Raw genomic sequence first — 14793 nt, forward strand, 5'->3', positions numbered from 1 at the left:
TTGCTATGGCTTTTCAAATCTTATTAAATCTTTTAATTGCATTTGCTTGGGTGAACTTTCAACATAGCTACACAAGCGTCGATTTTTTAGTTGGTTACATTATCGGGATTTTTATCTTGTTTTTCTTACGTCGCTTTATGAAATTTGACTTTTATATGCGTCGAGTATGGGCCCTTATTAAACTAGCTGTTTTATTCTTTGTCGAGCTTATCAAAGCAAATATAGATGTCCTACGCGTCGTTTTAAAACCTAAACTAGACAATCAACCTGGAATTATCGCGGTACCGACTAAATTAACAACAGACTGGGAAGTTTCGTTACTTGCGGCGTTAATCTCACTTACTCCTGGTACTTTATCAATGGATTTCTCCCAAGACGGAAAGTATATTTATGTTCATGCTTTAGATATTCCTAATAAAGAACAAATGGTTCGAGATATTCATGATACTTTTGAACGTGCCATTATGGAGGTGACTCGGGGAAATGTTTGAAACGATCCTATTTGGTGTCCTCATCATGATGTCGCTCTCTCTATTTATTTGCTTAATACGCACGGTAATAGGGCCAACTACCTCTGATCGTATCATAGCCCTAGATACATTCGGCATCACTTTAATAGGCTTTATTGGTGTGATTATGATCTTACAAGACACGCTAGCTTATACAGAGGTCATTCTTGTTATTAGTATCTTAGCGTTTATCGGAACAGTAGCAATGTCCAAGTTTATTGAAAGAGGTGTTATTATTGACCGCGGTTGAAATCCTCGTCAGTATTTTTGTTATTATTGGTGCTCTATTTAACCTCCTCGCTGCTATTGGGATCGTTCGTTTACAAGATGTTTATAGTCGAATTCATGCGGCATCTAAAAGTGCAACACTCGGCGTTATGTCTGTTATGCTAGGTACATTTTTATATTTTTTGTTGGGACAAGGAGAATATGTTGGTAAAATTCTTTTAACTATTCTATTTGTATTTATAACAGCACCAGCTGCTGGGTTGATGATGGGTCGCTCTGCATATAATGTAGGAGTTCCGTTATGGAAAAATAGTGTACAGGATGATCTAAAGGAAGTTAAACGCTCAGAAAAGAAACACTAAAACCATTTATTCGAGAGCCGATTGATAAAAAAGCCATTCGTTGTGATTAGGCTTGAAAGATTTATATCTCTCGCTTGACTATATTCTAAAAAAACAACCATAAAGCACTAACTAACGACCATGACCGCAAATTACTGCGATCATGGTCGTTTTATAAAAAAGTGGAATTATCATCAGTTCTTATCTCCCTAAAAACGTCCTGACTTAAAAATCGAAAAGATCAGCCAAACGAACATCAGCATCGCAATCACAAATCCAACTTCAATCGCTGGTATGTCCCAAAGCAAAGAGGATTGACTACTAATAGCCGAACCAATCAGAAGACCAACCATAATAATACTAAATGAAAGCAACACAATCGCAAACGATAAACGGTTACTCACCCGGTCAAGTTTATTTAAAAACATTTCCGCTTTTGGAAATACTACTTCAATCGGAACCTTCCCCTTTTTTAGCATGGCCGTCACATCTTTTATATGCTTCGGTGCTTCGGTAAATAGCTCCCAGTACTCCGTCCAATGATTAAAGGAGTCCTTAACAAGATTATCAGGTCGATATCTTTCAATAATTAATTTCCGTCCGAATGGCTCAGCAATATCGATAATACTTATGTCTGGGTCAAGTCTTTCCACTAATCCTTCCATGGTGAGAAGTGCTTTTCCAACTAAGGTTAAATTAGAAGGGATTTTAATTTCATGATGGTGAGCAACAGAAAATAAATCGGTCACTGCCTCACCAAGACTAACCTGGCTTAACGGAATATCAAAGTACTTATCTCGCAAAAGCTCGACATCCGCATTTAACAATTCAATATCAACAGAATCTGGAACAATCCCCATTCGCATGATCGCTTTAATAATCCCAGCGGTACTTTGATTCATCATAGCAATGATTAATGAGGCAAGATTTGACTTCATATGTGGCGTTAACCGCCCGACCATTCCAAAGTCCATTAGGACGACAACATCCCCAGGCAAGGCTGTTACATTTCCAGGATGCGGATCACCATGGAAGAATCCATCAATAAGAATCTGTTGCATAACGGACTCAACAATTCTTTCTGCAATTAATTTTGTATTAAATCCTTGCTTGTGTAGTTGCTCAAGATCAAGTAAATTCTTTCCTTGAACATACTCCATTGTCAAAACTTTTTTTGTTGTATAATCCCAATACACATTCGGAATACGGATATAGTCGACATCATTAAATTGTTTCGCAATCCTTCCAGCATTTCTTCCTTCATAATAATAATCAAGTTCAGCCAAAAGAGCGGTAGAAAATTCCTTAATAATGTCACTTACTTGATATTGAGCTGCCCATTCAAGCCTATGTTCAGCAATTTCAGCAATATGCTGCAAAATTTCTAAATCTGTCCTAACCATCTTTTCGATATTAGGACGTTGAACTTTAACCGCGACCTTTTCGCCTGACTTTAATTCTGCATAATGCACTTGGCCAATCGAGGCAGAACCGAGTGGCTCTTCATGAAACTCAGTAAAGAGCTCTTCCATCTCCATTTCAAGTTCTTCTTCAATGATTTGCTTTACTTCAGAATATGAAAATGGGGTCACATGATCTTGAAGTTTTTCTAATTCCTTAATAATATCGGCTGGAATGAGATCGGGTCGCGTACTAGCAATTTGTCCAAGCTTTACATAAGTAGGGCCAAGCTCTTCTAAAAAATAGCGAAATCGCTCACCTGTTGTTTTAGTTTGTACTTCTTTCCGATCTTTCGTAAACATTCTTTTCGGTAATGACAAAAACTCATGTAATCCTAGTTCTTTTACTAAATAGCCAAATCCATTGCGGGAGAAGGCGACGGCAATTTCTCGATAACGATGTATGTGACGAAACCGTCTCTCAAAAATACGAATCCCCCCTTAATTATCCAGTCATTAATTTAGCTTTCGTTTATTCTTTATTTTTTAATTGAAGCTCTAACTGTGTAATTCGCTGTTCTAGCCTTTCCACTTCATCCTTTGTCGCAACATTCCATTCACTTAACACCTTTTTTAGCTGTTCCTGTAGTTTTTTATCGAATAATTCCTGCTTTTCTCCTCCTTTTTCCATCACTGTTTCCATAAATTCCTTCGACTCTTGCTTCGTTAGTTCACCCTTTTTAACAAGTTCATCAAAAACTTTTTCTGCCTGTTCCTTACTTGCTGCTGCCAAACCAAAACCTAAAGCCATCCCTTTTTTAATAGCATCTCTCATACGAATCAACCCTCCACAATAATTTGTATTAGTTTTATCATTCCTTACAAAGATACAAAGTAAACTCCGTTCAGCAAAAATTCACGATTCTGACTTATGCTTAAAGGAATTTACGACTATTTTCAATAAAAAATCCTCCCAGCTAGGTGATTTTTCATCTGCCATGGAGGATACATTTCTTTTAAGTTTAGATATAAGGTAGTTCATTTAGAACAACTCTTCTTGCTTTTCTTTACTCCTAACAGTAACTTATTAGTTCCTCTTAAAAATAAATAATGCAAAACAGACACTGCTCCTGCAATTAGAATCAAAGTCATCCAGCTTGCGACTCCGACACTATCAAGTAAGAGTAAAAAACCAATCGCAAATAAAAAACCACCGACCAAATGGATAATCGTTCTAGCTGATCGTTTAATCGGCTCAATTTTCTTTAACTGTCGATCAAAAAAGTAAATAATAAGAGCTACGGCCGTGAAAATGAGGATACTTGATTGTAAATTAAAATAGACTAAATCAAAAAAACTCCAGTAATCTCCACCTTCTTGTTGCTGAGAAACAGGTATGTAATGTATAAATGCAACTACCGTAGAAAATAAAATAGATGAAAGCATAATCGTGATCATTCTTGCTAAAATCGCCATAATGTCTGTCTCACACTCCTTCATTACTATATTACAACAATATTCTAAATATAAGTACAATGACATCACAAAAAAAGTGACCGATTATCGATCACTTTTTACTCTTTATTTATTTTGCATATTTAACAATCGCATCACGTAATAACTCAACTACTTGTTCTTTCGCTCTGTTATTATAATATTTTGCAAAACGTTCATCCGCAACGTACGTTTCTGCTAAGCCAACGTGTGCTTCCGTTGAATACTCTGGCCACGAATAACTCAACCATTCTTTATGTTTTTCATAAACCGCTTTGGCATCAGCCGATTCTAAGTCGTTGGTTTTTGCTAGACGAGCTAATGCTTCAAACATCTCTTCCTCCACTTTTTGCATGTTCTCAAAATCTTCTTCCTTCATATTCATCCACTTCTGATTAGAAGCTTCGACTGTTTGTTTACCATACTTTTCTCTAATTTCCTTGCCGTAACTTTTTTCATTTTCAGCTAATTTATCTTGCTTAAACGCTTCAAATTTTTCTTGATCGCTCATTTGAATCTCTCCTTTATGGTGACGTATCGATTTTGCCACTGTCGTCAACAGGTGATCAATCTGTGCTCTCTTTTGTAGCAATTCTTCATAATGAGAGCGGAGGGCAACCTGAATATCAAAGTCCGGTTTCGCAAGCATTGTCTGAATGTCCTCTAGCTTCATATCGATTGAACGGTAGAAAAGAATTTGTTGCAGCTTATCAATCTCGTTTTCTCCGTAAATACGATAGCCAGATGAATTAATTCTTGCTGGTTTTAATAAGTTGATTTCGTCGTAATAACGCAGGGTTCGTGCACTAACACCTGACATTTCCGCGACCTTTTTTATCGTGTATTCCATGCGTTCACCTCCTGATAATTCCATCATAAAGCTTTACGTTACGTTAAGGTCAAGAGCGATTATTCATTTTATCGCCCAGTTAAATAAGTTTATTTTCCACCCTATCCACTCTTTAAATAAACGTTTAATTAAAAGCTAGTTTAAACATGCTGGGACATAACTAACTATACAAAGTAGAAACAAGTCAAATTGCATATTTTGGGTTGTTTCTCGGTTCCATATTTCTCTGTTATGAGCCTTGTCACTTCACACTATTACCTACAAGCTTGAATACAGAGATTCGCCTGTGCCCTAGCGGACGAAAACATGCGGAGACTCCCGTGGGAAGTAGTGGCAGTACCGAAATCCACCGGCTAGGCCGGTTAGTTCGGTGCCACCCCACAGGACGCGGAGCATGATTTTCGGGAGCGGTGAGACGAACACCATTCATCGCCAACCACTTTGGTTCCGTTAAATAGAACGAAAGCCGATGACATTTTACAACGAGTAAAATGTCATCGGCTTTTCATATCAAAGGAGGGTTTTGTCCCAGCTTCTATTATGCTAAAGCTGCTAAAAGGGTCCCTCCTATTGCTCCTGTCAGAACAATAACCCATGGAGGTAATTTCAAATAAACAAGCATACTAAATAAGATAGCGGCAAATGCAAAATCAACCGAAGATAGAATCGCACTTGTCCAAATAGGCTCATAAAAAGCCGAGATAATAATCCCGACAACCGCTGCATTTACACCTAATAGTGCCGCATTGACTTTTTTATTTTGCCTTAAGACATTCCAGAATGGTAAACAACCTAGTATAAGAAGGAAGGCCGGTGTAAAAATTGCTATCGTTGCGACGACACCACCTGACCACCCAGAAATTGTCGCTCCAATGTATGCGGCAAATGTAAATAGCGGGCCTGGCACAGCTTGTGTCGCCCCGTAACCTGCTAAAAAGTCTTGCTCACTAATCATACCAGTCGGAACAAACTCTCGCTCTAATAGCGGTAAAACGACATGCCCCCCACCAAACACTAATGAGCCCGCTCGGTAAAAACTATCAATCATTGCTAACCAATTGGATTGAATAAGATAACTCGCAATCGGTAAACCAGCAAGTAAACCAAAAAATAACAAAAGGCAAATAGCACCGAATCTTTTTGAAAGAGGAAATGATAATTCTCCCCCTGATTTTTCTACGTTCTTCCCTTTATACAACCAATACCCGACGACAGCTGCTCCGAAAATAGCCCCAACTTGAGCCAAAGCACTTGGAATTAGTAAAGTGAATAAAAGAGCAAAAAGAGCAATCAATTTTCTCTTAACGTCAGGTGTTAAATTTTGAGCCATCCCAATGATCGCATGGGCAACAACAACGACGGCTACAATTTTGAGACCGTGGATAAAACCAAAATCACCAACACCAGCTTGTTGAGCAAATAAAGCAAACAAGATTAAAGCTAATACAGAAGGAAAAGTAAACCCTAAAAAAGAGATAAACCCTCCGATAACTCCGGCTCGTATCACACCAATTCCAATCCCAACTTGGCTACTAGCAGGACCAGGTAAAAACTGACACAACGCCACTAAATCGGCATAATCCTTTTCACTCAGCCACTTTCTTCTTCTCACATATTCTTGGTGAAAGTAACTTAGGTGGGCGACCGGTCCCCCAAATGAGGTCAGACCGAGTCTCGTCGATATGACAAATATCTCTATCAACTTTTGAAAATAATTCATTAGATACCTCGATTCATTTTTAAGAGTCATTTTAATTATAAATTATCATACATTAACAGGAAGTTAAAGCTATCATCCTGTTAATGTTCAATATCTTCTAAAAAAATTCACCTTATAGCAACCATTACAAATAGACCTTTTGAACTAATCTATTATAATAGATTAGTTGGTCACCTTAACATTAAGTTAAATATTATCTTTGTTCACATACGGTTTATGATCAAGATGATGAACAGAGCTGATAAAACGAAGCGTCTTTGTTTTGGCACGCATGACAATCGAATGTGTTTCAACTAAATGATCACCTAAAAATCGAACTTCTTCCAAAATATCTCCTGAAGTTACACCTGTAGCGGCAAAAATAGCATCATCACCTGCAACAAGATCATCTAATGTTAACACTCTTGTCGGGTCTTCAATCCCCATTCGTTTACATCTTTCAAATTCAGCTTCATTTTCTGGAAGTAATCGACCTTGTAATTCTCCGCCAAGACATTTTAAACCAGCTGCCGCAATAACGCCTTCTGGTGCACCACCACTTCCAACAAATAAATCCACACCTGTTTTAGGAAAGGCTGTCGCAATTGCTGCACTAATATCATTATCCGAAAACAACTTAACCCTCGCCCCTTTTTGACGAATGCGTTCGATTAATTCCTGATGACGTTCTCTTTCAAGAACCATCACAGTTAAATCTTGAACTCTTTTTTTCGTTGCTTGTGCGACAATATCAATTGTTGTTTCAATCGGATCATTAATATTGATCTTACCAGCAGCTACGGAACCAACCGCAATCTTTTCCATATACATGTCAGGGGCATGTAATAATGTCCCCTTATCCGCTATCGCTAACACCGTAATTGCATTAGAATACCCTTTAGCTACAATATTTGTCCCTTCAATCGGATCAACGGCAATATCAACTTCTGGCCCTTCACCAGTTCCTAATTCTTCACCTATATATAACATCGGAGCTTCATCCATTTCTCCTTCTCCAATGACCACTTTCCCCTTCATATTAACCGAATCAAAAATGGACCGCATGGCGTTAGTAGCTGCCCCATCCGCACTCATTTTATCTCCGCGTCCTAACCAACTTGCCGCAGCTAAAGCCGCCCCTTCTGTAACACGTACTACTTCTAACGCTAGTTCTCTATTCAAAATAACGCCCTCCTATCTATTACTCTCATTAAATAGCATATCATATTAAAATTAAATAATGTATCTTATTTTTATATAAAGTACACTATTACCCTTTTCAATAAGATATAGAAGGAGTTTCTAACTATTCATTTCAATCATTTTGTCGATATTTTCTTATAAACATTCATGCTAGACAAATAACCAGCCTTATTACAATCAGGCTAAAACTTCAACAGTAAACCCTCCCGGTGCTTGAACATAAAAAGTATATCCATGAGCTTCAATAGGTGGATCCATTTCAAATCCATCCTCCTTCAAACGTTGATAGATTTCATCAACCTTCTCCTTACTCTCTTGAGGGAATCCAATATGAAAGGTTTGAGGGTACTCAACACTCTTTCCTTTCATTAACGTTAGCACAAAGCCATCTTCGTCAAACATGGCAGCAAACCCATTTCCACGAGTTCCTTCGCATGTCATCCCAAAATAAGTTTCTAAAAACTCTCTCGCAGTCTCTACATTAGTAACCGTTAAATTCAAATGATTCAGTTTCATAATCTATGTCACCTCTTTTTTAATTTCCTTTCAAGTATATGACATTTATGCAAGTGATAAAGTTAGCCGGTTTTGTAACTTATTTTATTAGTATTAGTTAAAAAAACATTAGACATTTACTTACTTTCCTCCCCCTCTTACCATTGACACAAGCAATGAAAAGTATAATACTAAAAAACAAAACTCTATTTTCAGAATAGACTTTTTTTAACATTTTCACCTTCATGAAATCTGTGAGGACAATTAAAGGAGTAAGATAGATGAAACGGTTATGGGAACAGGTGCCACTCAAAGGACAAGTCATGTTATTTTCAAGCCTAATTGTCTTACTATCTCTTTTGATCTTAAGTTTGTTTGTCGCTCATAATCAAACAAACAATACAAGGGAGTATTTAGCTGAAAAGGTTCAGCTTAGTGCCAGTCATGTTGCATACAACTCCCTAGTTCAAAATTCACTTAAAGCGGGAGAAACGAATCAAGAATTAATGCATTATATCGAGATCATTAGAGAAGAAAATGACCTTCTCTATATTGTCGTTATGGATACTAATAAAATACGCTTTACCCACCCTAACAGCGAACAAATTGGCCGAACCTTTGTCGGGACAGATGCCGAACAAGTATTTTCAGGGGAAAAATATACTTCTGATAATGTAGGCACATTAGGGCCATCCATGCGTGCCTTTCATCCAGTTTGGGATAACGAAGGGAATCAAATTGGAGCTGTTTCTGTTGGAATTTCAACTGATGCGATTGCTAATGCTGTTTTAGATAATCAAAAAATCCTGATTATGATTACGACAATAAGTTTAATCCTTGGTCTTATCGGTGCTTGGACTTTAGCAAATCATTTTAAAAAAACATTAAATGGAATGGAGCCGAAAGAAATTGCTTTAGCCGTCCAGGAACGAAACTCTATGCTAGAAGCAGTTAATGACGGAATCATAGCGATTAATAATGCTGGAGAAGTCCTTTTAGCCAATGATGCAGCCCAACAATTTCTAAAACGGACCGGTTACCAAGGTCCCTTTGATCACACTCCTATTGATCTCATTTGGCCCGAGTTAAAACTTCAAGAGATGCTCATGACAACCTCCACCGATACTCATGAGTTAATTAAAAAAGGCGATGTCGAAACAGTTGTTACTCGAGTCCCTATGTATGTCAATCATCAATGTGTAGGGGCTCTGGCGACTTTTAATGAACGCAGCCACCTCCACGACATCGTAAGGCATCTTATTGGAGCAGAGGTATATGCTCATAGCTTAAGAAGTGAAACACATGAATTTATGAATAAACTTCATATTATTCAAGCAATGGTCGAAACAGAATCATATGAAGAGTTAAAAGATTATATTGAAGACCTTTCTGAACGTTACCACATGAAAACCGCAAGTGCGGCTAGCCAAGTGGAACAACTTGTCGAAGATGTGAGTATTTCTCACTATTTAGCAAAAAGAATCGGGTGGCTTGAACAAATGGGGGTTCATGTCCATATCCAAAGTGGAATTCCTTGGCCAAGTATGAGTGCTGATTTTATCGACATCTGGGTTACTGTCATTGGCAACACCTTTGATAATGCATGGGAAGCGATGCAGCATAAGGAACAAAAAAATCTAACTCTCACATTAAAACAAGTCGGTGGTGTACTCCGCTATGTGATTGAAGACAATGGAATTGGTTTTTCAGCAAACGAAAAACAACAATTCCTAACAAGTACAAAAAAAGGCGATCATGGCTATGGACTTGCCAATATCAAAAAGAAACTCCAGCCCCTTAATGGAACATTAGACATCTTATCAGAAAAAGATAAAGGGACGATTATTACGATTCATATTCCTTATACAGAAAGGAGACAAGAAAATGATTAAAGTTGCGATGATCGAAGATGACATAGATGTTAGCCGCTTTCACCGATTGTTCTTAAATAAAGTGGATGGATTTGAACTCATTTGTGAAGCCCATTCGCTTGAAGAAGGATTAACAAAACTCCAACAAAATCAACCCGACCTGCTCTTGCTTGATGTTTATATCGGTTCTAACAATGGACTCGACTTGCTGAAACAAATTCGAGCAGAAGGAAAGAATATAGATGTGATCTTAATTACTTCGGCCAATGATGCTCACACCGTTCAAACTGGTCATCGCTTTGGTGTCGTCGACTATTTGATTAAACCTTTTTCCTTTTCGCGCTTTCAAGAAGCCTTAAACCGTTATCGTGCCAATAGACTTGATTCAAGACAAATTTTTTCGCAACAAGAGATAGATAGGCTTCTACATAAAGGTGGTCAAAATAAAGTCTATACTCTGCCAAAAGGGATCACAAAAGTAACCGCCTTTCGGGTCATTCGCAGCTTAATCGAAGCACCTGATTGGCTTACCGCTGCTGACCTCTCCAACAGATGTGAAATCTCTCACGTATCATTACGTAAGTATTTGCGTTTTTTTGAAGAAGAAAAATTAATTGAAACAGAGCTAGTCTATCAAATATCTGGAAGACCTTTACAAAAATATAAAGCTACAAAAGATGCCCCTCTATTTTTAGAAGCTGGTTTCATTTAATTAAATAAGCTAGACGTAACCACCCATTTAATGAAAAATACAGTAAACGCTTTCACATTTTCATAGAAGAGGTGGTTACGATGAAACAAAGCTTCTCACTTGCTTGGGAAAAAATGTGGCAACAACATAATAAAACAAAAGACGCTCTTAATGTTTTTGCTTATGCTAAAAAAAGCAGCAATGCTCTAAAGAAAGAATCAAGTGAACACGAACAACTGAAACAAAAAGAGATTAAGCCAGTAAAGCCAAAACCAGATGAGAAAAAACCTTATACAAGAGGTCAACTAGTTGGGTTGTTGTTAGGACCTTTATTATTTTTATTGACCCTTCTTTTTTTCCATCCAGAAGGCCTCTCATCAGAAGGAAGACTTATTTTAGCCGCGACATTGTGGATTGCTACTTGGTGGATTACTGAAGCGATTCCAATTCCAGTAACGTCCTTAATGCCACTCATTTTATTGCCGCTAACAGGAACGATGACAGGCCCTGATGTCGCTTCTTCTTACGGGAATGATATTATTTTCTTATTTTTAGGCGGTTTCTTTATTGCGACCGCAATGGAGAAATGGAACTTACATCGAAGAATTGCTCTCTTTATCATTGCTGTTATCGGAACGAGCACGCAACGGATTTTGCTCGGCTTCATGTCCGCCACCGCATTTTTATCAATGTGGGTGTCTAACACAGCCGCTGTTATGATGATGATTCCGATGGCTCTTGCGATTACCGCACAAGTAGCCGCAACTTTAAAAGGTCAAAAAGATGGATCCGATTTACCTAAATTTGAAAAATCGATGCTTTTTGGAGTTGGTTATGCGGGAACAATTGGTGGTTTTGCTACCTTAATTGGAACACCTCCTACGATCATCTTTGCCGGACAGGTCAGAGAATTGTTTGGTGTAGAAGTTTCCTTTGCTTCATGGATGATGTTCGCGACTCCACTAATGATTGTAATCCTTCTTTGTACTTGGTTCTATTTGGCAAAAATTGCTTTTAAAATTAACCTTAAACACTTACCAGGTGGAAAAGAATTGATCCAAGATGAAAGGAAGAAGCTTGGGAAAATCTCGTATGAAGAAGGCATTGTCGCAACCATCTTTGTTTTTGCCGCTTTTATGTGGATTTCAAAAGACTTTTTCTGGAACGGAGAAAGTGCCCTGATTTTGCAATTACCAGGAATTTCTGACGGGATGATTGCTATGATGGCTACTATTCTATTATTTTTAATCCCGGGTAAAGCGAGTGCCCGTATACTCGATTGGGCCGATTCAAAGGATATTCCTTGGGGAGTATTATTACTGTTTGGTGGTGGGCTGGCGATTGCTGCTGGTTTCCAATCAAGTGGATTATCAACTTGGTTAGGAGAGCAACTAACCGTACTTGATGGACTCCATATTTTCATCATTATTGCTGGTGCAACATTATTAATCATGATGCTAACAGAAATCACGTCCAATACAGCAACGGCAACCATGATCATGCCAATACTAGCTTCTCTTGCTGTAGCGATTAATGTTCACCCGTTTGCTTTAATGGCTCCATGTGCCATTGCTGCTAACTGTGCCTTTATGCTACCGGTTGGAACCCCGCCAAATGCGATCATATTCGGAACAGGGAAGTTAAAAATTATCGAAATGGTAAGAACCGGATTTGCTCTAAATATCTTTTCAACGATACTCATTGTTTTATTTGCTTATTTAATGCTCCCAGTCGTATTTAATATTGATTTAAATATCTTCCCAGAAGATTTTATGAGATAAAAATGAAGGGAGGTGTCCATCACAAGACATCTCTCTTTTTTTCTACGTCATTGCAATGTCATTTCACACTATATCTTCTATCATATCAATTACGCTATAAAATTCATTTATCCTACTTCTTAAATATTTACTTCCATCAAGAAACAGCCAAAGGCAAGTTTAAACAACGGTTCTCAACTAAATCAATTGACGCCTTTTCATTTTTTCTATCTAAGCATAACTAGTAATCTACTCCTATGTTAATCAATTGTCAATATATACTTGGGAGAAATTTGTATAATCATTAACTCAACTTTCGCAGCGAGAAAATCCGTTCAACTAGTTGGCAGAGCGAAAGGGAAGCTCTTAAACAAATGCCCTTGACACGTTTGAAAAGTGAGAACACACTATCATACCAAACGGATAAACTGCGCAATAATATGCCCTCCGGCGGTCGCTCCCAAACAGACACTCCGCTCCTTGCCGAGAACCTCATGAGCCTCCTCAGCGTTTCACGCTTGCGGGGTCTCATTGGACGGTTTATTCCTGCGGGAGTCTCCGTGTCTGTTTGTCCGCTAGATACTGGAATCGAATCTAGGTTCGGTTTTCTCATGGAATAAAAAAACAGTCATTCCTTCAAAGTACATGAGCTTGAGAATGATTTTTCTCCTTCCATGACTCATTCCGTTCCAGTTGTAAACAAATCCGTGTTGATGCTCTGTAGGTTAGCTAGATGATCGAGCTTGTTTCGATTTGAATCCTGTCTTTTCATTCCTGCAGACTTAGGAAAAAACAGGTGGAAACTCCCTATTTAGTTCCATAACCAACAAAGTGAAGAAGAAGAAGGTCCTTCTGCGTTAAAAATAGCTGATTGAGAATGGCCATATCATCAAGCCTCTCCACGACACTTAGCGGACAAAACCATACGGAGACTCCCGCAGGAATAAACCGTGGAGCGAGACCCCACAGGTGTACCGAGGAGGCTCGCCAGGTTCCTGCAGGACGCGGAGTATGGTTTTGGTAGCGATAGCCGAAGCATTTCATTTTAGTGAACAGATTCCTTCAACAGCCTACGAAGAGATGTGTTCAGACTGTCAACGATTGAACCGTTCATGTAAAGTCAATTTGAGTATGGTATCGCCCTAAAGTCAATCTCTATCAACGGTTAAGGGTCAATCATTCGATGCGAAAGTTGAGTCATTATGATAAATAATTTTTTACTTCTATTTTTAAATAAGAAGAAAAGCAGCTCAAATTTTAAAAATAAGAGGATTTATTAGATAGTTTAAGAAAAACTAAGTTAAGTCAATTAAAATCAATAAAAACACCTAAAATTCACTCCTTTTTAGACTTTTAACGACTTTACAACATAACGACACAGGAGTAATCTATGGTCAATCCAATTTATTTAACTTTTTTCATACACTTAAAAGGGGGCTTTTTTTACATCTTTTATTACAAATGAAAAAGCTATGTTTTAGAACAATTCGTATATCGCTTAATTCATACGAAACGGGGGACCCAATTTTTAAGGATTACAGAAGAGCGTAATCCTAGGGGTGAATCGACTGACTTCTGCCAGCCGTAGGGCGACTCTTATGCCCGAATCCGACAGCTAACCTCGTCAGCGTTGAAAGAGACAATTGTTTTTTGTTATGCATTGATACACCCAAAAGCCGGATAATCAGTGTCTATTAATCATGCAAAAAAGATGCAGCCCTTTTCTTTAACATAAAGAAATGGTCGCATCCTAAGTTATTTACTAATACCAAATACGGAGGCACTATCGTGAGTAAAATTCAAGAAATCCAAACCCTTAAACAGTGGGAAGAAATATATATGAAGTCAGCAGAGAGGAAAGCCATTATTTTAAAATACAATGAACATTGCGTCATTTGCCAGCGTGCCTACAGTGAATTTGAAAAATTCTTTAGTCAATATGATAAAGAAAATGTGGATGTATATATCATAGATGTTGTACGCTCTAAACCAGTTTCTAAACAGGTTGCTAATGATTTAGAAGTAACACACCAATCTCCACAATTAATCATTATGAAAGATTTCGATTCAGTTTGGTGTGACAACCATCAGAGTATCGAACTTAAAAATATCCAAGCTGGTTCTAGAAAAATATCATAGACACCGTCTGTACCTGCGTTGTAGTACGGTTATATTTATAAGACATCTTAAATCATCCATCTCAACTACCTACAATTCGGTGATAAATTCGATGTCTTTTAATAAACATAACG

At 37.9% G+C, this 14793-nt stretch carries 14 protein-coding genes and 1 riboswitch; of the genes, 7 read left to right on the top strand and 7 right to left on the bottom strand.

The window, feature by feature from the left end; genetic code table 11:
- The first annotated feature begins 5 nt into the window (after positions 1 to 5).
- Genes BALCAV_RS11175 through mnhG form a run of 3 tightly spaced genes read left to right on the top strand, consistent with a single transcriptional unit; the run spans position 6 to position 1099 of the window.
- Positions 6 to 491, top strand: coding sequence for a Na+/H+ antiporter subunit E (locus BALCAV_RS11175; protein WP_003323517.1), 486 nt, complete (start codon positions 6 to 8; stop codon positions 489 to 491).
- A complete protein-coding gene (locus BALCAV_RS11180) occupies positions 484 to 759 on the top strand; it encodes a Na(+)/H(+) antiporter subunit F1 (protein WP_003323518.1) in 276 nt (91 codons plus the stop codon). Before BALCAV_RS11175 ends, BALCAV_RS11180 begins: the two co-directional genes overlap by 8 nt.
- Complete coding sequence (gene mnhG, locus BALCAV_RS11185) at positions 746 to 1099, top strand: monovalent cation/H(+) antiporter subunit G (protein ID WP_003323520.1); 354 nt, start codon at positions 746 to 748, stop codon at positions 1097 to 1099. The genes BALCAV_RS11180 and mnhG overlap by 14 nt, the downstream gene beginning before the upstream one ends.
- A gap of 188 nt (positions 1100 to 1287) precedes the next feature.
- On the opposite strand, the gene BALCAV_RS11190 is transcribed toward mnhG, so the two are convergent.
- From BALCAV_RS11190 to BALCAV_RS11220, 7 genes are all read right to left on the bottom strand, one after another.
- A complete protein-coding gene (locus BALCAV_RS11190; RefSeq protein WP_200880889.1) occupies positions 1288 to 2967 on the bottom strand; it encodes an ABC1 kinase family protein in 1680 nt (559 codons plus the stop codon).
- A gap of 43 nt (positions 2968 to 3010) precedes the next feature.
- Positions 3011 to 3313, bottom strand: coding sequence for a phasin family protein (locus tag BALCAV_RS11195; protein ID WP_003323523.1), 303 nt, complete (start codon positions 3311 to 3313; stop codon positions 3011 to 3013).
- Positions 3314 to 3516: 203 nt separating this feature from the next.
- Positions 3517 to 3954: a hypothetical protein gene (locus BALCAV_RS11200; RefSeq protein ID WP_003323524.1), complete on the bottom strand. Its 438-nt coding sequence runs from the start codon at positions 3952 to 3954 to the stop codon at positions 3517 to 3519.
- 109 nt (positions 3955 to 4063) lie between these two features.
- Positions 4064 to 4822: a MerR family transcriptional regulator gene (locus tag BALCAV_RS11205; RefSeq protein WP_003323525.1), complete on the bottom strand. Its 759-nt coding sequence runs from the start codon at positions 4820 to 4822 to the stop codon at positions 4064 to 4066.
- 538 nt (positions 4823 to 5360) lie between these two features.
- Entirely contained in the window at positions 5361 to 6542 is a 1182-nt protein-coding gene (gene chrA, locus BALCAV_RS11210) for a chromate efflux transporter (protein ID WP_003321470.1), read from the bottom strand.
- Positions 6543 to 6728: 186 nt separating this feature from the next.
- Positions 6729 to 7703, bottom strand: coding sequence for a class II fructose-bisphosphatase (glpX, locus tag BALCAV_RS11215; RefSeq protein ID WP_040323916.1), 975 nt, complete (start codon positions 7701 to 7703; stop codon positions 6729 to 6731).
- Between the two features lie 198 nt (positions 7704 to 7901).
- Positions 7902 to 8240 carry a VOC family protein gene (locus BALCAV_RS11220; protein ID WP_003324348.1) on the bottom strand — a complete coding sequence of 113 codons (339 nt, stop codon included), beginning with the start codon at positions 8238 to 8240 and terminating at the stop codon, positions 7902 to 7904.
- 260 nt (positions 8241 to 8500) lie between these two features.
- On the opposite strand from BALCAV_RS11220, the gene BALCAV_RS11225 reads away from it, so the two are divergent.
- The 4 genes from BALCAV_RS11225 to ytxJ all read left to right on the top strand — a co-directional run bounded on the left by BALCAV_RS11225 (position 8501) and on the right by ytxJ (position 14680).
- Positions 8501 to 10111: an ATP-binding protein gene (locus tag BALCAV_RS11225; RefSeq protein WP_003324349.1), complete on the top strand. Its 1611-nt coding sequence runs from the start codon at positions 8501 to 8503 to the stop codon at positions 10109 to 10111.
- Positions 10104 to 10802, top strand: a complete 699-nt coding sequence (locus BALCAV_RS11230) for a response regulator (RefSeq protein ID WP_003324351.1) — start codon at positions 10104 to 10106, stop codon at positions 10800 to 10802. The genes BALCAV_RS11225 and BALCAV_RS11230 overlap by 8 nt, the downstream gene beginning before the upstream one ends.
- Positions 10803 to 10882: 80 nt before the next feature.
- Positions 10883 to 12562, top strand: coding sequence for an SLC13 family permease (locus BALCAV_RS11235; protein WP_003324352.1), 1680 nt, complete (start codon positions 10883 to 10885; stop codon positions 12560 to 12562).
- Positions 12563 to 14026: 1464 nt separating this feature from the next.
- Positions 14027 to 14185, top strand: a riboswitch (cyclic di-AMP (ydaO/yuaA leader).
- A 144-nt stretch (positions 14186 to 14329) separates the two neighbouring features.
- Entirely contained in the window at positions 14330 to 14680 is a 351-nt protein-coding gene (gene ytxJ / locus BALCAV_RS11240; RefSeq protein WP_003323809.1) for a bacillithiol system redox-active protein YtxJ, read from the top strand.
- Positions 14681 to 14793 lie beyond the last annotated feature (113 nt).

Origin of the sequence: Alkalihalobacillus alcalophilus ATCC 27647 = CGMCC 1.3604, from assembly GCF_000292245.2 — a bacterium.
Lineage (GTDB): Bacteria > Bacillota > Bacilli > Bacillales > Bacillaceae_D > Alkalihalobacillus > Alkalihalobacillus alcalophilus.